This is a genomic window from Clostridium manihotivorum, assembly GCF_004015185.1.
In the GTDB taxonomy this organism is placed as follows: Bacteria; Bacillota; Clostridia; order Clostridiales; family Clostridiaceae; genus Clostridium_AR; species Clostridium_AR manihotivorum.
The window spans coordinates 1,362,877-1,385,430 of sequence record NZ_CP025746.1 but is presented as its reverse complement, the minus strand read 5'-3'; the positions used below and the strand labels follow the sequence as shown (position 1 = coordinate 1,385,430).

Here is a 22,554-nt window from a genome sequence, read left to right as displayed (position 1 = left end):
ATTATTAAATTATCTTGAAAGATTATTCTTTCAAAATTGCACTTAAGTTTACTTTGTAATATTTATTTTGGTTAAGCCCTCGATCTATTAGTATCGGTCAGCTGAACATGTTACCATGCTTACACCCCCGACCTATCAACCTCGTGTTCTTCGAGGGATCTTACTAGCTTACGCTATGGGAAATCTAATCTTGAGGTGGGCTTCACGCTTAGATGCCTTCAGCGTTTATCCCTTCCCGACGTAGCTACCCAGCTATGCTCCTGGCGGAACAACTGGTGCACCAGAGGTCAGTCCATCCCGGTCCTCTCGTACTAAGGACAGCTCCTCTCAAATTTCCTACGCCCGCGACGGATAGGGACCGAACTGTCTCACGACGTTCTGAACCCAGCTCGCGTGCCGCTTTAATGGGCGAACAGCCCAACCCTTGGGACCTACTTCAGCCCCAGGATGCGACGAGCCGACATCGAGGTGCCAAACCTCCCCGTCGATGTGGACTCTTGGGGAGATCAGCCTGTTATCCCCGAGGTAGCTTTTATCCGTTGAGCGATGGCCCTCCCACGAGGTACCACCGGATCACTAAGCCCGACTTTCGTCCCTGCTCCACTTGTAAGTGTCGCAGTCAGGCTCCCTTCTGCCTTTGCACTCTACGAACGATTTCCGACCGTTCTGAGGGGAACCTTTGGGCGCCTCCGTTACTTTTTGGAGGCGACCGCCCCAGTCAAACTGCCCACCTAACAATGTCCCGTCACCAGCTTCATGGTGCCCGGTTAGAATCCCAGTACTGTCAGGGTGGTATCCCAAGGTCGACTCCACATCCCCTAACGAGGATGTTTCCCAGTCTCCCACCTATCCTGTACAGACAATACCGAAACTCAATGCTAAGCTACAGTAAAGCTCTACGGGGTCTTTCCGTCCAATCGCGGGTAGCAAGCATCTTCACTTGCACTACAACTTCGCCGGATTTACAGTTGAGACAGTGCCCAAGTCATTACGCCATTCGTGCGGGTCAGAACTTACCTGACAAGGAATTTCGCTACCTTAGGACCGTTATAGTTACGGCCGCCGTTTACTGGGGCTTAAGTTCACCGCTTCGCGTTACCGCTAACGATTCCCCTTAACCTTCCAGCACCGGGCAGGCGTCAGCCCCTATACATCAGCTTTCGCTTTAGCAGAGACCTGTGTTTTTGCTAAACAGTTGCTTGGGCCTATTCTCTGCGACCTACTCTCGTAGGCACCCCTTCTCCCGAAGTTACGGGGTCAATTTGCCGAGTTCCTTAACTGTAATTCTTCCGCCGGCCTTAGGATTCTCTCCTCACCTACCTGTGTCGGTTTGCGGTACGGGCACTACATTTCTCCCTAGAAGCTTTTCTTGGCGGCCGTAGAATCAAGTACTTCAGCCTAAAAGGCCTTCCCCATCACACCTCAGCTAATACAGCCGGATTTGCCTAACTGTATACCTAAGTGCTTAGACTAGCATCCAATAGCTAGCACACTCTATCTTCCTGCGTCACTCCATCGGTAATAACGATTTGCAGTGGTATCGGAATATCAACCGATTGTCCATCACCTACGCCTTTCGGCCTCGGCTTAGGTCCCGACTAACCCTCAGCGGACGAGCCTTCCTGAGGAAACCTTAGGTTTTCGGCCACTAGGATTCTCACCTAGTTCTCGCTACTAATGCCAACATACTCACTCGTAATCAGTCCACCGCTCCTTACGGTACGACTTCAGCCCGATTACGACGCTCCCCTACCCCAGTAGATTAAATCTACTAGCCGTAGCTTCGGTGATAAGTTTGAGCCCCGAACATCTTCGGCGCAGGATCTCTCGACTAGTGAGCTATTACGCACTCTTTTAATGAGTGGTACGCTTCTAAGCCAACATCCTAGTTGTCTTAGAAATCCCACATCCTTTTCCACTTAACTTATACTTTGGGACCTTAGCTGACGATCTGGGCTGTTTCCCTTTTGACTACGGATCTTATCATTCGCAGTCTGACTGCCGGACTAATACTATATGGCATTCGGAGTTTGATAAGGTTCAGTAAGCGATATGCCCCTAGCCCATTCAGTGCTCTACCTCCATTAGTCATATCCGACGCTAGCCCTAAAGCTATTTCGGGGAGAACCAGCTATCTCCGAGTTCGATTGGAATTTCTCCGCTATCCACAGCTCATCCCATGGTTTTTCAACACCAACGTGGTTCGGTCCTCCACGAAGTTTTACCTTCGCTTCAACCTGGCCATGGATAGGTCACCCGGTTTCGGGTCTACGGCATGCAACTATTCGCCCTATTCAGACTCGGTTTCCCTTCGGCTCCGTACCTTAAGTACTTAACCTCGCTACATACCGTAACTCGTTGGCTCGTTCTACAAAAAGCACATCATCACACACATATGGTGCTCTGATCGGTTGTAGGCACACGGTTTCAGGTTCTATTTCACTCCCCTCCCGGGGTTCTTTTCACCTTTCCCTCACGGTACTTCTTCACTATCGGTCATCAAGTAGTATTTAGCCTTGGGAGGTGGTCCTCCCTGCTTCCCACAAGGTTTCACGTGTCTCGTGGTACTCTGGAGCAGAACTAGTTTATTATTATTTTCACTTACAGGACTATTACCTTCTACGGTGTATCTTTCCAGATATCTTCAATTAATAATAACTTCACCTTATGTTCTGTCCGCAACCCCAAAGATAAATCTTTGGTTTGGGCTTTTCCGATTTCGCTCGCCGCTACTGACGGAATCGATTTTTCTTTCTCTTCCTCTAGGTACTTAGATGTTTCAGTTCCCTAGGTTTACCCTCCTATAGCTATGTATTCACTATAAGATACGTAGGGTTACCTACGTGAGTTTCCTCATTCGGAGATCTTTGGATCACAGGCTATTTGCGCCTACCCAAAGCTTATCGCAGCTTGTCACGTCCTTCTTCGGCTCTTGATGCCAAGGCATTCACCATGCGCCCTTTCTAACTTAACCTATGTCGTATTATTATAACCGGCGCATTACTGCGTCAGCTCCGTCACTGCGCTGCTCACTTACCTGAAGTAAGCTCCGCTGCTCGTTCGGTCGCTTCCTTGTTCTGCTTGGTTCTAATAATACTCCGAATTTGCTTCGCAAATTCTGCGTTTGAATTGTAGATGTACTGTTCACGCTGGTGTGCGTTTGTACTAGGTATAATTCATTGCATAGATGCGTTGAACTAGTAGAACTACTTAATAAAGTGGTTACTTTTAGTAAGTAATAGTTCGCAAATTCATTACTGATCTCAATGCTAGCGTGCATTGCTATCAGTAGTTTTATTACAAAGAACAGTAAATATCTTTACTTTAACTTATGTGCAATTTTCAAAGAACAATGGTGGGCTTAAATGGACTCGAACCATCGACCTCACGCTTATCAGGCGTGCGCTCTAACCAGCTGAGCTATAAGCCCACATATGGTGGAGATAAAGAGATTCGAACTCTTGACCCCCTGCGTGCAAGGCAGGTGCTCTCCCAACTGAGCTATACCCCCATATATGTATATATAAAAAAATTAAGACGCCAAAATAATGGTATCTCAAAATTAAACAGAGTAAATAACAACCAGAATTCGTGTATATTAAGTCTGAAATGCATCAGTACTTAATAATTTCTCCATAGAAAGGAGGTGATCCAGCCGCAGGTTCTCCTACGGCTACCTTGTTACGACTTCACCCCAATCGCTGACCCTACCTTCGGCTGCTGCCTCCCTTACGGGTTAGCTCACAGACTTCGGGTATTGCCAACTCTCATGGTGTGACGGGCGGTGTGTACAAGGCCCGGGAACGTATTCACCGCGACATGCTGATTCGCGATTACTAGCAACTCCGGCTTCATGTAGGCGAGTTTCAGCCTACAATCTGAACTGGGACAAGTTTTTGAGATTTGCTCCACCTCACGGTCTTGCGTCTCTTTGTACTTGCCATTGTAGCACGTGTGTAGCCCTAGACATAAGGGGCATGATGATTTGACGTCATCCCCACCTTCCTCCCGGTTAACCCGGGCAGTCTCGCTAGAGTGCTCAACTAAATGGTAGCAACTAACAATAAGGGTTGCGCTCGTTGCGGGACTTAACCCAACATCTCACGACACGAGCTGACGACAACCATGCACCACTTCCTGTCGGTACCAAAGGTACCGACTTCCCCGGTTAAGGGTAATTCAGGAGATGTCAAGTCTAGGTAAGGTTCTTCGCGTTGCTTCGAATTAAACCACATGCTCCGCTGCTTGTGCGGGCCCCCGTCAATTCCTTTGAGTTTTAATCTTGCGACCGTACTCCCCAGGCGGGATACTTATTGTGTTAACGGCGGCACGGAGGTGTTGAAACCCCACACCTAGTATCCATCGTTTACGGCGTGGACTACCAGGGTATCTAATCCTGTTTGCTCCCCACGCTTTCGAGCCTCAGTGTCAGTTACAGTCCAGAAAGTCGCCTTCGCCACTGGTGTTCTTCCTAATCTCTACGCATTTCACCGCTACACTAGGAATTCCACTTTCCTCTCCTGCACTCTAGATATCCAGTTTGGAATGCAAAGCACCAAGTTAAGCCCAGGTATTTCACATCCCACTTAAACATCCACCTACGCCCTTTACGCCCAGTAAATCCGGACAACGCTTGCCACCTACGTATTACCGCGGTCGCTGGCACGTAGTTAGCCGTGGCTTCCTCCTTGGGTACCGTCATTATCGTCCCCAAAGACAGAGCTTTACAACCCGAAGGCCTTCATCACTCACGCGGCGTTGTCGCATCAGGGTTTCCCCATTGTGCAATATTCCCCACTGCTGCCTCCCGTAGGAGTCTGGACCGTATCTCAGTTCCAATGTGGCCGATCACCCTCTCAGGTCGGCTACGCATCGTCGCCTTGGTGAGCCATTACCTCACCAACTAGCTAATGCGCCGCGGGTCCATCTTATAGCGGATTGCTCCTTTGATTTTCATCTCATGCGAAACGAAAATGTTATGCGGTATTAATCTTCCTTTCGGAAGGCTATCCCCCTCTATAAGGCAGGTTACCCACGTGTTACTCACCCGTCCGCCGCTAAGAAAGTTCCGAAGAACTTTCTCCGCTCGACTTGCATGTGTTAGGCACGCCGCCAGCGTTCGTCCTGAGCCAGGATCAAACTCTCAATTTAAAGTTTAATCATAGCTTACTTACTTAGTAAGTCTTTTTTCAAAAGAATTGCTGGTTTAAGTCTAGTTTTAGACTTTGTTTATTTTACTCTGTTTAATTTTCAAAGACCATTTCTTGCTGCTCATTTATATTATCATCATAAATTTAATTTGTCAACACTCTTTTTTATCTAAGTATTTTTCTAAATTTAATTTGTCAGACAACGATATTTAATATAACATGGCCAAAAACATTTTTCAACAGCCCCTATTTGTCATTGGAGAAACTTAAGTCTCAAATACTGCTATATCCTAAATATATCTTTATTATTCTATATATTATTAAAATTCAAAGCAATACTTATTTTAGTTAATTTGCAGTGTATACCTAACAATATACTACCACAACTTCTAATAATAAGACTCTTCAGATGAATATCTAAATTTTATATAATATAAATAGATAAACTAATATATTATCAGATCACTAATCACTTACTCAATATCCCATAAAGCCAAAATGCACTGAAGAGTATTTTCTTCAGTGCATTTTTATACTAATATAACTAATTCTATGATATATTTTCAAACTGCATATTATACAAGTATGCATAAGTTCCTTGTAGATCTATGAGGTCATCATGATTTCCTCTTTCTTTTACGCCCTCATCAGTAAGAACTATAATCTCATCTGCATTTCTTATAGTACTTAGTCTATGAGCTATTACTAAAGTAGTTCTATTCTTAGAAAGATCTTCTAAAGACTTTTGTATGAACTTTTCACTTTCATTATCTAGAGCCGAAGTAGCTTCATCCAATATTAAAATTGGAGGATTCTTCAAGAACACTCTAGCAATTGATATTCTTTGTTTTTGGCCACCTGAAAGCTTGACACCTCTTTCACCAACACTAGTGTTATAGCCTTCATTTAAAGTCATTATAAAGTCATGAATATTGGCTTTTTTCGCTGCTTCTATAATTTCTTCATCAGACGCATTAGGTTTTCCATAGGCAATGTTTTCTTTAATTGTTCCAGTGAACATATATACATCCTGCTGTACTATACCTATAGAATTTCTAAGTGATCTTAGTTTCAGATCTCTTATATCAATGCCATCAATAGAAATAGATCCATTACTTATCTCGTAGAATCTAGGTATTAAACTACAGAAGGTGGTTTTACCTCCACCAGAAGGTCCAACTAAAGCTACATTTTTTCCTGCACTTATACTTATGTTTATATTCTCCAGTATATTGTGTTTTTTGTTATAGCTAAAAGAGACATTTTTAAACTCAATATTTCCTTTAGGATTTGTAAGTTCTACAGCCCCTTTTTTATCAACTATATCTGGTTCAGTATTCATTACCTGTAGGAATCTATCAAAACCAGTAAGGCCCTTTTGGAACTGTTCAGTGAAGTTTACAAGTTTATCTATAGGACTTAAGAAGATATTTATATACAATATATAAACCATAAGGTCTGATACCTTAAGTGTTCCATTACTAATAAACATCCCACCTGCCAATATAACAGATACATAAAGAAGTCCTTGGAAGAATCCATTTCCACTGAAGAACTTACCCATAATAAAGTAATTATCTTCTTTACTCTTTAAAAATTCTGTATTACCTTTTTCAAACTTAGAGCTTTCAATTCCCTCATTAGCAAAGGATTTTACAACTCTAATTCCTGACAGGCTGTCCTGAACTATAGCATTTACATTAGCTATTTTTTCTCTATTTTTCATAAAAACTTTATTCATGTGTTTATTATAAAATATAGAGAAATACAACATAACTAAGGTTAAAAAGAAGAGTATTAAAGTTATTCTGGTGTTAATATTCATAAGTATTACGAAAGAACCAAAAAGTTTAAGTATTGATATAAATACATCTTCTGGCCCATGGTGAGCTAACTCAGAAATATCGAACAAGTCATTGACTATTCTTGACTGAAGAGTTCCAGTATTGTTGTTATCATAATAGGAAAATGATAATTTTTGAAGGTGATCAAACAAATCTTTTCTCATATTTGATTCCATCTTAGCTCCCATTATGTGTCCCCAAGAGGTTATAAAATACTGACAAAAATACCTTATAATATACATTATTAATAGTGCTATTCCTGCATAAATCACATATGTAAGTATCTTACTTTTATCCTGCAGTATATATACGTTATTTGTCAAATATCTTACGATCATAGGAAAGACTAAATCTATCCCAGATAATATTAGTGCGCATACCATATCAGCAAAAAATAGCTTCTTATATGGATTGTAGTAACTGATAAATTTCTTAAATATACTCATGCTTCTGTATTAATCCTCCCCGTACTTTTTATATAAATTATAAAATATCACCATATAGATTATTAAGCAACCTTCAAAATGTGTGATAAAATTTAGTTCAGCTAAACTATTAAAAAAATTTTAACGTTTACTTTACTTGTATTATAGTATTTCAAATCATTAACAAAGTCAATGCATACCCGATAAACCTGACAGGCGATTTAGTTTCCTAAGAGAAATGCAAGATTTCTTATTATACTCTTGTAATGAGTTTAACTTTCATGTGGTATTTCTAAAAAATAAAGGCTATGTTTAATAATATTGTTGAAATTAAGTGGTCATGAAGGAGATGCTATATGAGCGAGCTCATCTAAGCATCGGATGACTGACCACTTAATTTCAACACAGTACTTTAACAGAGCCAAAACAAAAGTTGTTGAATCAACCTTTACAATAAAAAAATAACATCAATCTCAAGACTATGAGTGAAAGCTATTATAATATTACTCATAAATCTTAAGATTGATGTTACCATGATTTATTTAATTTTTATTTTCCGAAGCATTTAATGTGTTGTTCAGTAATAATATATCAACTCTTCTATTCTTGCTTCTTCCTTGCTCAGAATCATTAGCTGCTACTGGCCTGTACTCTCCATAGCCTACAGAAGATAATCTTTTAGCTGCTATTCCACCATTATTAACTAAAAACTCAACTACGTTAGCTGCTCTAACAGAAGATAACTGCCAATTAGAATGAAAATAAGATGTATTTATAGGTACATTATCAGTATGACCTTCCACTCTTATGTAATTATCAATTTTATTAAGTATTCCAGCTAATGAAATAAGCTTCTTCTGGTTATCACCTTTCACATCAGCCTTACCGCTGTCAAAAAATACTGTATCATTAAAACTTATAACCAATCCTCTTTCTTGAAGGCTTGTGGAAATGCTTCCTTTTAAGTCAGAACCTTCAATCATCTTATCAACTTCTTTTTTTACATCTTCTAATTTCTGCTGTTCTTCTTTTTCTTTCTTCTCTTCAGCAGCTTTTTCTTCAGCCTGCTGAACTTGCTGAGCATCTATTACTGTTTTACTACTCTCTACACTAGCACTATCAGAGGTACCTATAATATTTTTCCCTCCACCCATAGCTACACTCAAAGAATTAGCTATCTGGGAATATTTTTTTGCATCCACTGTACTTGAAGCATACATAACCACGAAAAATATCATCAATAGAGTTATTAAATCAGAATATGTTAATAGCCATCTCTCATTATTTTCTTTCTCCGGTCTTTTCTTTTTCATATAGCTGTACCGTTACATAAAATCTACTAAAATCTAATATTTAGAGATTTATTCCTTATTCAACGCAACCTGTTTTGTCATAAGACTACTCCAGTTTGATATGTTGCTCCAAAGGCTTAAAATCCTGCGTAACGCACAGTACATATCAGCACTATCTTGTTAGTGATATTATGCTGATTTTTTATACCTTGAAAGATTTATTGACGCGTTTTTGTCCCTATCCATCCGAGCATTACATGATGGACAAACAAAAACTCTGTCTTTAAGTTTTAAATCTTTCTTTATTGCGCTACAACAAGAACAAGTTTTGCTTGAAGGATAAAACCTATCTGCTTTTACAAATTCAATGCCATTAAATTTACTTTTATATTCTAAGATACTAATAAACTTATGGAAACATTGTTCTTGTATAGCCTTTGATAAGTGTCTATTTTTAAGCATCCCCTTTACATTTAAATCTTCAACAACTATTCTGCTTGGCTTGGTTTTCACTATTGCAGTTGTTGTTTGATGAATGTGATTTAAACGTATATTTGAAAGCCTTCTTTGAATAAGTTTTAATTCTCTTTCGAGTTTTTTAATATTATTAGTTTTAGTAAATTTATAACGGTTTTCACCTTCCTTTCCTATTAGAATTTTTCCATCTTCATATTTTCTTGAAACTTGTTTCTGCTTTCTTTTTAACTTCTTTTTTAGTCTTTTCACTTCTTTAGCTTTGTTAATATTTTTAAATGGCTTATCTATATTTGAAACTATTGCTAAATCTTTTAATCCCAAATCCACACCTATTGATATATCTGTATTTTCTAATATAGTTTCTTTCTTTTCTATGCCTATAGATATATACCAGAACTTACCGTCAAAACTTATTCTTGGATTAATATATTTAATATCTGTAGGTATTTGCTCTACGGTTTTAATCCAACCTACTTTTTCAATTAATACTAAGTTTTCTTTAACTTTTAGTTTATCTGTATCATTATAGAATGAAGGTTTGCTTTCTTTTCTGCTCTTAAATCTTGGTTTATCCGCTAACCCTTTAAAGAAATTTTTATAAGCATTACAACCATCTTTTACAGCCTGTTTTGCTACATTATTAGATACTTCATTAAGCCAGTTAAGTTCTGATTTCTTTAAAATAGTTAATTCTTTTCTTAAATCTCCATCTTTTATAAACTTGCCACCATTTTTGTGATTTTCTTCTTGTCTTGCAAGTGTCCAATTATAAATATATCTTGCAGTACCAACAGACTGCCATAATTTTTGTTCTTGCTCTATATTCGGAATAATTCTAACTTTCTTCGCCAGTATCATTCTCTAACAGCTCCTTAATCATTTTCTTTGCTTTATTGGCTCTTTTGCCTTGCAACCTACAACTAAAAACTGTAACAATTTGAATTAAATCCTCAACTAATTCCTGTTCTTCTGTTTTTTCAGTGTTATCTATGATTTCGATATCAGTCCCATACTTATTACATAGATTTTCTATTATTTCAAACCCAAATCTCAGCAACTTGTCTTGCTAAATCATCTTTTTGTTTATTACTTGATACTCTACAATATCCAATTACTTTTTTAGTTCTCTTAACAAGTGGCACTTGCAAAACTTGATTAATTTGTTGTTCAGAATAATAACGGTGTCCACCTTCTGTTATATGATGTGGTTTTAACTTTCCTTCATTATCCCACAATCTTAAAGTTTGAATACTTTTTCCCACTAATTTTGAGAATTGACCAATTGTATAATACTTCATGCTATCACCTCTTTACACATATTATGACAACATAAAACTAATAATATTCCAATATATTCTAGCAGGTTTTAGTAGGTGTTTTACAAGTGTTGTATGCCTCTCTAAGCATTTGCATTATTAGCATTTAATTCTGCAACTTCATTTTCAGTTAAGAATCCTTCCAATTTAGATACTAGGGTATTAGGATTAGCACCTTCTTGAATTAACATAATCGCTTCTATTGATAATTCTTTCTCTAGAAGCTCTTCCTTGTCAAGAGCCTTTAACTTATTAGCTAGAGGCAACCATAACAAATTGGCTGTACCAACACCATAAAGAGTCGCTATAAACGCAACTGCAATTTTAGGCCCAAGTGTACTAGGGTCACTTAAATTACCAAGAACTTGAACTAGCCCCATAACTGTACCTATGATACCCATGGTTGGAGAAAATCCTCCTGCTGCTTCAAATATAGCTGCACCATCATGATGACGTTCGGATAATTGTTCTAGTTTAGTCTCCAGTATTCCTCTTATAGCACTTGGTTCAACACCATCAACAACCATTTGAAGGCCTTTTTTTATAAACGGATCCATACTATCATTTGTCAAATCCGATTCCAAACTAAGTAACCCATTCTTTCTAGTTTTTACTGACAATTCTTTAAAGAATTCTATTTGCTCTTTTATATTTGTATTTCTAGTTTTGAAAGCTACCCCAACTATTTTACCTATATTCTTTAATTTACTCATTGGAAAGGATATTCCCACAGCTCCAATAGTTCCTCCAAAAACTATTACAGCCGCTGAAAAAGCCATAAGCATTGTAGGACTTCCACCCTCTTCTATAAACGCGAAAACCAGTGACCCAAAGCCTATAATTATACTTACAATTATTCCTATATCCATACTTACCCTCCACTCTCTGACTTATAATACATTATTAGTTAATAATTGAATAATTTTTCTACATTTATTTATCGAACATTTTCCTAAATTTATTAGTATTTAAGCAAAATTTTTATGAAAAATTCAAAATTTAAGTAGATAATATAGCCATGTAAAATCGAGTAGGAGCTGAATAATTATTTTATTCAGCGTCCTCTCACACCACCGTGCGTACCGGTCTGGTACACGGCGGTTCTTTAAGTTGAATGAATTTTAATATATTGACGCGTTAGGCTTTTTAAGCCTAAGTCCGAGAAGAATTTATTTGTAAGAGTTGTGTTTAAAATTGCACTATTTGCTACTCGCCAGTATCCTTTGCGGGTATTGGCAAACTTTATAGCTTGGTAGTGTTCAAGTCCCAGCTTCTTAAGGTTTTTATATCTAGTTCTAACTTTCTTCCACTGTTTCCATATACACATTCTTAATCTTTTCCTTATCCAAATATCTAAGTGCTCCACTATTCCTTTGCATTTGGCTATTCCATAATAGTTAATCCACCCAACATTAATTAGGTTAAGTTTTCCTACCCTTTGTTCCAAAGTCATCGGTTTTGACCTAGATAGTATCTCTTTAATTTTATCTTTATATCGATTTAATGATTGCTTTGATATAGATGCATATGCTTTTCCATACATTAGGTTCAGTGTGAATCCTAGGAATTTTCTTCTCCAAGGTCTGTCTACTGCACTTTTCTCTCTGTTTACTTTAAGTTTGAGTTTACGTTCAATAAATGCAGTTATGTTCTCCATAACTCTTTTACCTGCTCTCTCACTCTTAACATAGATATTACAGTCGTCCGCATAGCGACAGAATTTATGACCTCTCATTTCTAACTCTTTATCTAGTTCATCTAGCATTATGTTAGATAAGAGTGGACTCAACGGTCCTCCTTGAGGAGTTCCTTCTTCATTTCTGACCACTACACCATTTATCATTATTCCTGACTGAAGGTATTTCCTTATTAGTGATAATACTCTCTTATCCTTAATGCTTCTTGATAATTTATACATTAATATATCATGGTTGACCTTATCAAAGAATTTCTCTAAGTCCATATCAACAACCCACCTATAGCCTTCATTGATATACTGCTCTGCTTTCTTAATTGCATCTTTAGCTCCTCTTTGAGGGCGGAAACCAAAGCTACTTTCAGAAAATCTTCTATCATAAATACTATTTAATTCTTGAGCAATAGCTTGTTGGATAAGTCTATCCAAAACTGTAGGTATACCTAAGAGTCTAGTTCCACCATTAGGTTTTGGTATTTCTACTCTTCTAACTGGCATTGGTCTATACTCACCATTAAGAATATTCTCTCTAATAGATATCCAGTTTGTTTTCAGAAATTGTTTAAGTTCATAAACTGGCATTCCGTCCACGCCGTGGCTACCTTTATTAGATATTACTCTTTTAAGAGCCAAGTTCATATTATCCTTGGATAATATCCTTTCTAGTGAGCCATATTCAAATCCACTGATTTTCTCCTTTGGAGTTGCCGAGAATTCTCTATGCACTCTTTGCTTATCTTCGAGTTCCACTCTATCTTGGGCACTAGAGCCTAAATATTTAGTTTTCTGCAATCTTTGAGTATTCTTCGAAACTTTCAAACTTGAAAACCTCCTTAAAGTTCAGTCCTTCATCCGCTATCGCGATTAGCGGAGTTACTATGACTTCTGCTGACTTCTGATAGTTCAGTTACATATCGCTATGTAGGTTATCGCCCTAGAAATTCATCTTTGTAAGCGATGTATCTATCAGACCTCCCCAGGTAAGAACAACAACCTTCATCTCATATATCTGCTACATTTACTCCTAGAAATTCGGATAGTGTTGGACTTCGTTTTGTTTTGCAAACTCGTCCGTTCCTAGTAAGCCTTATATGTAGTTCGTATCCCTCAGACCGAGACTTTGCCTTAGGCTTCCTTCAGATTCCACCTCACGATGGACACCCTTGCCCTTAGCTAGTGGTTCCCACTACCAAGCCCACAGCGGACTTTCACCGCCAAGTTGTTGCCCATGCTGGGCACACAAGAAAAAAGCCTTGCAAACTTAGTGTTTACAAAGCTTTTATATTGGTGCTATAAGCAGGGTTAGAAACTGCTATATATCAATTATTTTGTAATCTTCCATAAAATCTTATTAAACTGCATATAATTATTTCTTTTCTACTCATATAATGTTATTTAACATGTAATATCTTTTTTCCTAAAAGCAAGAATTGAACTTATATAGAGCGCAATAGTAAATAATACAATTACAATCACACCATTCATTAAAGTTATATTTTTATCTCCTAGCCTATATACATCTCCTCCACTTAGCACATCAATAATATTTGTATAAGTAATCTGCTTAATCCAAAGTCCTTAATTTCTATACCCAAGCATTGAGATTATGAATTTATTATCCTGATATAAATCATAATGTATAAATTCTCCTCGCTTAGTTTTTACATATCTATTTACAATATATTCTTTATGAGTTGATTTATTATTTTCAAATCTATCAAAAATATATTTAATATAATTACCATCATAAATTATATTTCTTGTTCCAGGTATTCCTTCTATTGAATAAGTTACTACTTTAAGCTTAGAAGGCTTTTCTAACAGCACATTATCAAAAAAAGTACACACTGGTAATTTATCATCTATTAGTCCAGTTGACTCAATAATAGAATCAGGCTTCTCTCTTTTAAAAAGTTTAGATATAAACTTCATAATTCACCCTATTTAACAATAATATTACTATAATCTTATTAAATAAAATAGATTATATAACCTGTTCAACGCAAGAAAAATTTATTACAATACTTCCTTTAACATCTCTAACTCTATCTATTTGAGATTGTGTCTCTGCTGATAAGTCTCTAGTATCTAAATTAGAATGTTTACTATCTCCCTCAAATTTTTTTTACTACAGGCAACAAAGTGGGAAAAAGTCGGTAAATCGAGTAGGAGCTGAATAATTATTTTATTCAGCGTCCTCTCACACCACCGTGCGTACCGGTCTGGTACACGGCGGTTCCTTAAGTTGATTGAATTTTAATATATTGACGCACTAGGCTTTTCAATCCTATGTCCGAGAAGAATTGATTTGTAAGAGTTGTGTTTAAAATCGCACTATTTGCTACTCGCCAGTATCCTTTACGGGTATTGGCAAACTTTATAGCTTGATAGTGTTCAAGTCCCAGCTTCTTAAGGTTTTTATATCTAGTTCTAACTTTCTTCCACTGTTTCCATATACACATTCTTAATCTTTGCCTTATCCAAATATCTATGTGTTCTACTATTCCTTTGCATTTGGCTATTCCATAATAGTTAATCCACCCAACATTAATTAAGTTAAGCTTCTCTATTCTTTGTTCCAAAGTCATCGGTTTTGACCTAGATAGTATCTCTTTGATTTTATCTTTATGTCGACTCAGTGATTGCTTTGATATAGATGCATATGCTTTTCCATACATTAGGTTTAATGTATATCCTAGAAATTTTCTTCTCCAAGGTCTATCTACTGCACTCTTCTGTCTATTTACTTTAAGTTTGAGCTTGCCTTCAATAAAAGCAGTTATGTTCTCCATGACTCTTTTACCTGCTCTCTCACTTTTAACATAGATATTACAGTCGTCCGCGTAGCGACAGAATTTATGACCTCTCATTTCTAACTCTTTATCTAGTTCATCTAGCATTATGTTAGATAACAATGGACTCAACGGTCCTCCTTGTGGAGTTCCTTCTTCATTTCTTACCACTACACCATTTATCATTATTCCTGACTGAAGGTATTTCCTTATTAGGGATAATACTCTCTTATCCTTAATGCTTCTTGATAATTTATACATTAAGATATCATGGTTAACCTTATCAAAGAATTTCTCTAAGTCCATATCAACAACCCACCTATAGCCATCATTGATATATTGCTCTGCTTTCTTAATTGCGTCTTTAGCACCTCTTTGAGGGCGGAAACCAAAGCTACTTTCAGAAAATCTTCTATCATAGATACTATTTAATTCTTGAGCAATAGCTTGTTGGATAAGTCTATCCAAAACTGTAGGTATACCTAAGAGTCTAGTACCACCATTAGGTTTTGGTATTTCTACTCTTCTAACTGGCATTGGTCTATACTCACCATTAAGAATACTCTCTCTAATAGATACCCAGTTTGTTTTCAGAAATTGTTTAAGTTCATAAACTGTCATTCCGTCCACGCCATGGCTACCTTTATTAGATATTACTCTTTTAAGAGCCAAGTTCATATTATCCTTGTATAATATCCTTTCTAGTGAGCCATATTCAAATCCACTGATTTTCTCCTTTGGAGTTGCCGAGAATTCTCTATGCACCCTTTGCTTATCTTCGAGTTCCACTCTATCTTGGGCACTAGAGCCTAAATATTTAGTTTTCTGCAATCTTTGAGTACTCTGCGAAACTTTCAAACTTGAAAACCTCCTTAAAGTTCAGTCCTTCATCCGCTATCGCGATTAGCGGAGTTACTATGACTTCTGCTGACTTCTGATAGTTCAATTACATATCACTATGTAGGTTATCGCTTTAGAAATTCATCTTATCAGCAATGTATCTATCAGACCTCCCCAGGTAAGAACAACAACCTTCATCTCATATATCTGCTACATTTACTCCTAGAAATTTGGGATAGTGTAGGACTTTGTTTTGTTTTGCAAACTCGTCCGTCCCTAGTAAGCCTTATATGTAGTTCGTATCCCTCAGACCGAGATTTTGCCTTAGGCTTCCTTCAGATTCCACCTCACGATGGACACCCTTGCCCTTAGCTAGTGGTTCCCACTACCAAGCCCACAGCGGACTTTCACCGCCAAGTTGTTGCCCATGCTGGGCACACAAAAATAGCTAAGTTTCATATTTGTGAAACCTAGCTATTTCAACGCTTTTGGTGCTCCCAACAGGGTTCGAACCTGCGACCTATGGATTCGAAGTTTAAGAACCTCTATATGTCATATCGAAGAAAAATATTATCAAAACTAAGTAAAATCAACTAGTAAATGCATATTGTAAATAAATTGAAATATCATATTGAAGACACTTAATATCATCTTAATAACAGTCACTCCCCGCAAAATTCCCCCGCAAAAAAAATTAGCTAAATACTGTATAGATACCACTGACAATTATCTTTCACATATCTAATCTCAATAGATTTCTCTATTCCATTAAAAATACTTTTACACTTAAATATCATAATATTAACTTTATCAATCTTAGTTTCATCTACATATAAAATTTTATTTATAGTATAAACACTATAGCTTTCATCTTCAGCAAATATTCTAAAACGGATTGGAGCAATCTTACCATCATAATTAAATGCTGCAACCATTTCCACCTTTTGATTTAAAATCAATATTCTCACCTCAAATGCACTTAGATAAAATAATTATATAAGAACATTAGTTCTCATGTCAATGTGATTAGAAAATTTCACCTTGTCTATAATTAAAACGAGGTGAGTGTATTGAAAAGAAAAAGAAGTTATATAATTGTAGATAGTAATATTAAAATTGGACTATTAATCCTAGTTTCTTCATTATTATATGTAATTTTAAGATAAAAAAATGAGCCTAATGAAAAGGCTCATTTTACTGGCTTAGGCAGAGCTGTAATAAACTTAGCCCAACCACCTTCGTATTTTATTAAATTCAAAGAATGATATCTTTTTAAATTAAGTAGATCTTCAAGTATATATGGATCTAACTCTTCTTTTAATTCCTTAAAGTTATCTTTATCGCAACCACTAATAAGCATATAGCTTGCATTAGCCGCTTTTAATTCATTCCTAATCTTACTTATTTGCCCTAGATAGTGGCATGATATAATTGGTTTTGCAGAAAACTTAGCTATTTGAGATAGCTTACTCCTTAGGAAATCCTGACAATTAGGAACCTGGTATAATTCATCAAAAATAATGTTAACCTTAACCCTTTGCTCCGAGTCTGGAATATCCCACTTCCTTTTCTGTAACGCTCCCCAAATCTTAGTAAGCCAGTAAGTACAATAGATATCCTTCTCTTGCTCTGTATTGAACATAACCTCAGGCATCTTTATACAGATTAACTGAGCTTTTTGCATTTCTTCAACTAAATTTATATTGTTCTTGGTGTCTTTTTTAAGCATAAGTTCCATGTAAGAGTTTTGTTTAAGTTTTTGTACCCTACTTAATATCCCTTGCGTATAACTTGCCTTGGTTCCTACAATTTGAGGTGGAGTGTCCTTAGTACCTTTGCTTATCTCATCTATTTCATACAGAGTATTAATGTATTCCTCTAAATTTTCTTCTTGATTACTTGGAGCATATTTTATATATTCATGCCTTGATACATGGTCCTGTAATATCTTAAACACATCTTTTATAGGTCCATTTTGTATAAACACCAAAACTGCTGCAGCTTCTAAAACTCTTTCCATCCTAGCCCTAAATTCTTCATCGTCATTCAAGTAGTTGACTAAAGTTACGAGCTGAGCAGTCTTAGCTTTAGCACATCGATATACTTCGAATATGCTGTCGTTTAGCGGTTCAACCTCGTTATAACCTAAGCCTTGGAGCTTATCGAAGTCACTACAATCTATTGTAAATACTTTGCTTTTATCTATTACTGAAGATACATCATTTGAAAGCTCACAATTACCGCAGAAATCAAAGAGTATAGTCGTTTCCTTTGCTGTTATACTATCTTTAGCCATATTACTTATTAATGTTGTTTTGCCAGCCCTGGTTGGTCCTATAAGACATAGAGTAAGGTACTTAAACTCTTTATCATTGCTTAGATAAGCCTTTTTACTATTGCCCTTATATGTGTTTTTACCTATAGAGATAGTCCCTTGCTGTAGCTCCACTGGTAGATCACTCTCCAGGGTATCTATTTTCTGTATTATTTTAAATTCACTTAAAAGTTCTCTGCCTGGTAGTTGTAGCAGATTACTACATTCGTTCAAGCTCATTTTATTGCTGTCTATATTCCATTTGTATCTCTCTATATCAACCTTAGAATTTACTTTTTTATAAATAAGCTCATTATCTAATTCTATAGACTTATAGCTCTGACATACACTCATAGCATTATTTAATCTTCTACTATCCTCAGAGCTGTCAGATACCACTAAAATTTGAGTATTTAACACTACATCATTCTTCTTTTTTAAAGTTGCAGCTGAAAGTTTTTTGTCTATGTTTATTGTACTAACTGCAAGCTCTAGCACGTCCATTTGATTATCATGCTTTTTATGTGTATTATTAAACAGCTCGTTAATGGAATCTAAAAGATTATCTACTAACTGCAGAAATACTATGGTAGCCATTTTTAATAAATAAGTAGCAGAGATTTTATCTCTAGTTACTGGAATATTAGCTTTGAATTTTTCTATGGTCTTAGCATAATCACTCCGCCATGTATATTGGCTCGTAGGGATAAAATTATATAGTACTGTAACTCTATCAATATCTTTCATTATATCTATAACATTAAGAATATTACACAATGGCTCGTTGCTTTTTCTATCAACCTCCAAGGATAAAGCATCTTCATATTTATAGTTGAGTTGGTATTTAAGGACTTGATCTGTAAACTTAGGAATACCTTGTATTTCTTCAATTGTTATCTTAGGCCATATATCTCTTATTTTACTTTTAGCTATGCTAATATACTGCTGTGGTACAATAAAAATGAAATCTACTCTGTCTCTATATATATCAACCACATAAGAGCATTTAACTTTAGTTTCTATAATGAAGTGTTTTTCCTCTTTTCTAATTTGTTGAGTAATTTTTTTATACATGTGAAAAATCATCTTAGCGAGATTGCTAGAATTATAGTTTCTTATAGAAGTATCAGGAATTAATCTTAAGTATTTATAGACGGGTTTTTGCACCTGTATTAATTGGGTAAATGTCATTTTCTTCATAATGCCATCACCAGTAACTTAAGTACTACATAGATGGAAATACCTATAGGCATATATTTAATACCTTTTTTATGTCCCATAACCGCCATTAGTAAAGCTCCAGCACAGTATACCATAGCAATTATTTCTACTACATTACATAATCCGTTCATAACAATAACAAAGGTTGCATAAGGATGCGTAATTACCCAAGATAAGTTATCAAAAAAGCTTGCTATGCTTTCAAGTGGTTTTTTAATCGCGTCTATTTTATCTTGAAATATATTAGTATTTGCTGGTGCGTGGTACTTCCCTCGCTCAATAAAACTGTCGAAGTAACCTTTAGCTTGATTTGTATCTACGTTATTAAGTATTTTTTGCATGTTATCTATTATCTGCTGATTATGTTCATTCTGAGTCTTCATTTCATCCATTATAGTTTGAGCATTATTCATCTGATTATAAAATTCATCTAATTCATTTATAAACATCTTTAACTCCTACTTCATTGATGAAAATGCAGTATCTATCTCTTTAAAGAACCATGGAAGGATTGAAAAGGCTGCATAGGCCACTATATACTTAAATATAACTTTGCCTATATTTTTACTATCACCTGCATTTAGGCTCTTGATTATATCAATTCCAGCACATATTAAACATGCCCACTTAGCAAAACTTTTTACATAGAACCAAAATCTGCTACCAACACTATCAAATGGATTTCCTGCAGCTAGAGCATTAACGGAGCATTCCATTAATATTGCTATTGTAAATACTGCTACCCTTCTGTACTGCTTATGTCTATATAATATTTTAGCTTTTTTCTCTAACTCAATACTTTCTTTAGATCTTAAGTAATTTAAAAATTCTTTCAAAGTGTAAGTTTGTTTTTTACTAAATAACTCCATTTTGTACAAACCACCTCGTATATTTATTTTAAAATTGGATATCATAAAAAATGTAAGGAGTGATAAATATGACAATACCATTTACAGTTGCACTAGTTGTTTTGACTTTAAAAGCTATCGCAGAAATTAAAGGATATTAATATATTGTGAATTTTACATAGAAACGTTAAATCTAAGCACGTTTTAAAAATCTTAAGCATACGCTATAGTGTAACGTATGAGCTAGAGCGAAGAAGTTCACTAGAGCACCATAGCCAAAGTCTAACTCCACGAAAGTTAGACTTTTTAAGCTATTTCTATATCTAAATCCTATCAAAGAATAGTTTTATTTCTCTATTTTCATGATTAATTTCATAATTTATTGAAAAGTTAGTTAGAAACTTGTCACCACAAAAAGCTTCATGTATAGCTCCTAATCCTAAACTTTCCTCTAAAAAATTATCTATAAACTTATCTAAGCTAAGTTTTTCCTTATCTTTATAACTATCATATAACTCCATTAAAAACTCATATAAATTTTTCATAACTTATATCCTCCGCCTTATTTAAACAATATAAAGCCCTTATTTCTCTTTTCTCATGATCTACTGCATAGCCAACTTTATAATTAAGCCCTTCATCACGTACATCTTTAGGTAGAGATTGATAGAATAATTCGATAACTTCTTCAATACTCATAAATTTATATATAAACGCATCAAATGATATAGTATCTTTTTCATCTGAACTTTTATAAACCTCGGCAGCTAATTCATAAATATTCATTTTCATTACATAAGCACAGCCATCAGGAACCATTTCCGAATACTCTTCTTTAACAAATCTATCAAGAATGTAATTTTGACTTGTTAATATAGACCACCTATTTTCTCCTGGCAGTTGTTTAAGCAACTTGCCATCTATCCAACCTACTAAGTCTCCATCATATACCATAACCCTCATATTCTCTTTAAGCATTTTATACCTCCAAATTATAATTATTTAAAAATTAAGATCCAATAATCCCTTTTTAGGCTTTTCTTCTTTAACATGTATTGATTCTTTTACAGCTTCATTATTATCACCATTGTGCATTATTGCCCTTAGGGTATCTTTTATAAAGCCACTTTGATTACTGTGTCTTAGTATCCATTTGTAAAGCTCTAAGTCATCTTCATTTTTCTTAAAACTAATTGTCAAAGGTTTAATATCATTTATAATAAGTTCATCAACTTTTTTCTTTACCATATCCTATTGGCCACCTCCCTAAACCCTATAGCATTAGCAAAAACAGGGTTAGGAACTACGAAAGAATTTTTATATCGATTAGTAAAAGCTTTTGAAAATAACTTATAACCTCCACCAGCTATAGCTAATTTCTCACTTCTTACTGGGAATTTCATCATTAAATCTTCATTAATCTTATCAAAGTTCTTTTTTAGAATTTCAATTACAAAGCTTAAGTCAACATTATCTCCATCTACTTGAAGATACCCTTTTTCTATAATTTTTTCTGCATCCAATAGGCCTAAATCAAGTGTATATAATGAATTAAGTTTATCTGCAATATCCTTATAGATATTTAAGGTTCCTACCGCTACAGTCGAGGAAATTTTAACTTTTCCATTTACTACGTATACTATCTCAGTAGTCCTACCACCAATGCAAACAATCACAATATCGTCAACTGTATTAAGCGAGTAATAAACTCCTATTCCTTCAGGATAAACCTCGAAGTCAGATATTATTATTTGTTTCGGTTCGCCATTAAGAATGACTTTTCTCATTCTGTTTTCTAAAACCATTTCTTTAAGGTTGTCTTTATTATTTTTATACTGATTTATAGGAAGTCCGCAAACAACTTGTTGAACTTCATTACCACTATTTAAAGCAATTGAAGTCAATAAAAGTGGTAAAAAATTAGTTTTACTAGCCTTATTCAGCTCTGTTTCAAAGTTGCCTTCTCCTATATAAAACTTTTTATCATCATATTCTATACTCATATTAGATCCTAATAAGTTTTCTTCTGTCGTAACTAGACTTTTTATATTAGTGTACACATCCTTACTTATCCACTCTTTTACACTGTAGTTGCCTACGTCTATACCCCTTTTCATTTTTCCTCCTGGAATATTACTAAGTATTAGATTAATTTTCTCGGCTGGCACCGAACACTTTAGTTATAGATTAGGTATGGTTAGATGTGATTTAGAATTTCTTTAATCTATTTTTACTTTTTTTGAACTTCTTGATATATGTGTATGCCAAAACTTTTATAAAGTTTCTTATTTTTTTAGAAAAAATATAAATTATTTTTAAAAAGTTATAAAAAAATATTT

The 22,554-nt window shown here is 35.5% G+C and carries 15 protein-coding genes, 2 tRNA genes, 2 rRNA genes and 1 pseudogene; all 20 read right to left on the bottom strand.

Translation table 11 applies throughout. The annotated features are described in order from the left end of the window. Positions 1 to 67: 67 nt before the first annotated feature. A 23S ribosomal RNA gene (locus C1I91_RS06245) occupies positions 68 to 2,974 on the bottom strand. Between the two features lie 379 nt (positions 2,975 to 3,353). Beyond that, a tRNA-Ile gene (locus tag C1I91_RS06240) sits at positions 3,354 to 3,430 on the bottom strand. 5 nt (positions 3,431 to 3,435) lie between these two features. Next, positions 3,436 to 3,511 (bottom strand) — tRNA-Ala (locus C1I91_RS06235). A gap of 128 nt (positions 3,512 to 3,639) precedes the next feature. Beyond that, positions 3,640 to 5,151, bottom strand: a 16S ribosomal RNA gene (locus C1I91_RS06230). The 16S and 23S rRNA genes sit together here with 2 tRNA genes alongside, the layout of an rRNA operon. A gap of 549 nt (positions 5,152 to 5,700) precedes the next feature. Continuing rightward, positions 5,701 to 7,440, bottom strand: a complete 1,740-nt coding sequence (locus C1I91_RS06225) for an ABC transporter ATP-binding protein (RefSeq protein ID WP_128212052.1) — start codon at positions 7,438 to 7,440, stop codon at positions 5,701 to 5,703. Positions 7,441 to 7,961: 521 nt separating this feature from the next. Then, positions 7,962 to 8,732: a flagellar motor protein MotB gene (locus C1I91_RS06220; protein WP_128212051.1), complete on the bottom strand. Its 771-nt coding sequence runs from the start codon at positions 8,730 to 8,732 to the stop codon at positions 7,962 to 7,964. A 168-nt stretch (positions 8,733 to 8,900) separates the two neighbouring features. After that, the gene (locus C1I91_RS06215; RefSeq protein ID WP_128212050.1) at positions 8,901 to 10,046 is read right to left on the bottom strand and encodes an RNA-guided endonuclease InsQ/TnpB family protein; all 1,146 of its coding nucleotides are present in this window, start codon (positions 10,044 to 10,046) and stop codon (positions 8,901 to 8,903) included. Next, positions 10,024 to 10,486, bottom strand: a pseudogene (locus C1I91_RS06210) (MerR family DNA-binding transcriptional regulator). Before C1I91_RS06210 ends, C1I91_RS06215 begins: the two are co-directional and overlap by 23 nt. Before the next feature lie 101 nt (positions 10,487 to 10,587). Further along, complete coding sequence (locus tag C1I91_RS06205; RefSeq protein WP_128212049.1) at positions 10,588 to 11,373, bottom strand: flagellar motor protein; 786 nt, start codon at positions 11,371 to 11,373, stop codon at positions 10,588 to 10,590. A gap of 236 nt (positions 11,374 to 11,609) precedes the next feature. Further along, positions 11,610 to 13,019 (bottom strand): group II intron reverse transcriptase/maturase, encoded by a 1,410-nt coding sequence (ltrA, locus tag C1I91_RS06200; protein WP_205694243.1) that lies wholly within the window; start codon positions 13,017 to 13,019, stop codon positions 11,610 to 11,612. 759 nt (positions 13,020 to 13,778) lie between these two features. Next, complete coding sequence (locus C1I91_RS06190; protein ID WP_128212048.1) at positions 13,779 to 14,132, bottom strand: DUF4362 domain-containing protein; 354 nt, start codon at positions 14,130 to 14,132, stop codon at positions 13,779 to 13,781. Positions 14,133 to 14,440: 308 nt separating this feature from the next. After that, positions 14,441 to 15,850: a group II intron reverse transcriptase/maturase gene (ltrA, locus tag C1I91_RS06185; RefSeq protein WP_205694283.1), complete on the bottom strand. Its 1,410-nt coding sequence runs from the start codon at positions 15,848 to 15,850 to the stop codon at positions 14,441 to 14,443. Positions 15,851 to 16,530: 680 nt separating this feature from the next. Continuing rightward, entirely contained in the window at positions 16,531 to 16,791 is a 261-nt protein-coding gene (locus C1I91_RS06175; protein WP_164880467.1) for a hypothetical protein, read from the bottom strand. A 230-nt stretch (positions 16,792 to 17,021) separates the two neighbouring features. Next, positions 17,022 to 19,346 (bottom strand): type IV secretory system conjugative DNA transfer family protein, encoded by a 2,325-nt coding sequence (locus tag C1I91_RS06170; RefSeq protein ID WP_238475934.1) that lies wholly within the window; start codon positions 19,344 to 19,346, stop codon positions 17,022 to 17,024. Beyond that, complete coding sequence (locus C1I91_RS06165; protein ID WP_128212046.1) at positions 19,343 to 19,816, bottom strand: hypothetical protein; 474 nt, start codon at positions 19,814 to 19,816, stop codon at positions 19,343 to 19,345. The genes C1I91_RS06170 and C1I91_RS06165 overlap by 4 nt, the downstream gene beginning before the upstream one ends. 9 nt (positions 19,817 to 19,825) lie before the next feature. Next, a complete protein-coding gene (locus tag C1I91_RS06160; RefSeq protein WP_128212045.1) occupies positions 19,826 to 20,236 on the bottom strand; it encodes a hypothetical protein in 411 nt (136 codons plus the stop codon). Positions 20,237 to 20,538: 302 nt separating this feature from the next. Further along, on the bottom strand, positions 20,539 to 20,760 hold the full coding sequence (locus C1I91_RS06155; RefSeq protein WP_128212044.1) for a hypothetical protein: 222 nt from the start codon (positions 20,758 to 20,760) through the stop codon (positions 20,539 to 20,541). Further along, the gene (locus C1I91_RS06150) at positions 20,744 to 21,193 is read right to left on the bottom strand and encodes a hypothetical protein (RefSeq protein WP_128212043.1); all 450 of its coding nucleotides are present in this window, start codon (positions 21,191 to 21,193) and stop codon (positions 20,744 to 20,746) included. Before C1I91_RS06150 ends, C1I91_RS06155 begins: the two co-directional genes overlap by 17 nt. Before the next feature lie 24 nt (positions 21,194 to 21,217). Beyond that, on the bottom strand, positions 21,218 to 21,463 hold the full coding sequence (locus tag C1I91_RS06145; protein ID WP_128212042.1) for a hypothetical protein: 246 nt from the start codon (positions 21,461 to 21,463) through the stop codon (positions 21,218 to 21,220). After that, positions 21,457 to 22,332: a ParM/StbA family protein gene (locus C1I91_RS06140; RefSeq protein ID WP_128212041.1), complete on the bottom strand. Its 876-nt coding sequence runs from the start codon at positions 22,330 to 22,332 to the stop codon at positions 21,457 to 21,459. Before C1I91_RS06140 ends, C1I91_RS06145 begins: the two co-directional genes overlap by 7 nt. Between the last annotated feature and the right edge of the window lie 222 nt (positions 22,333 to 22,554).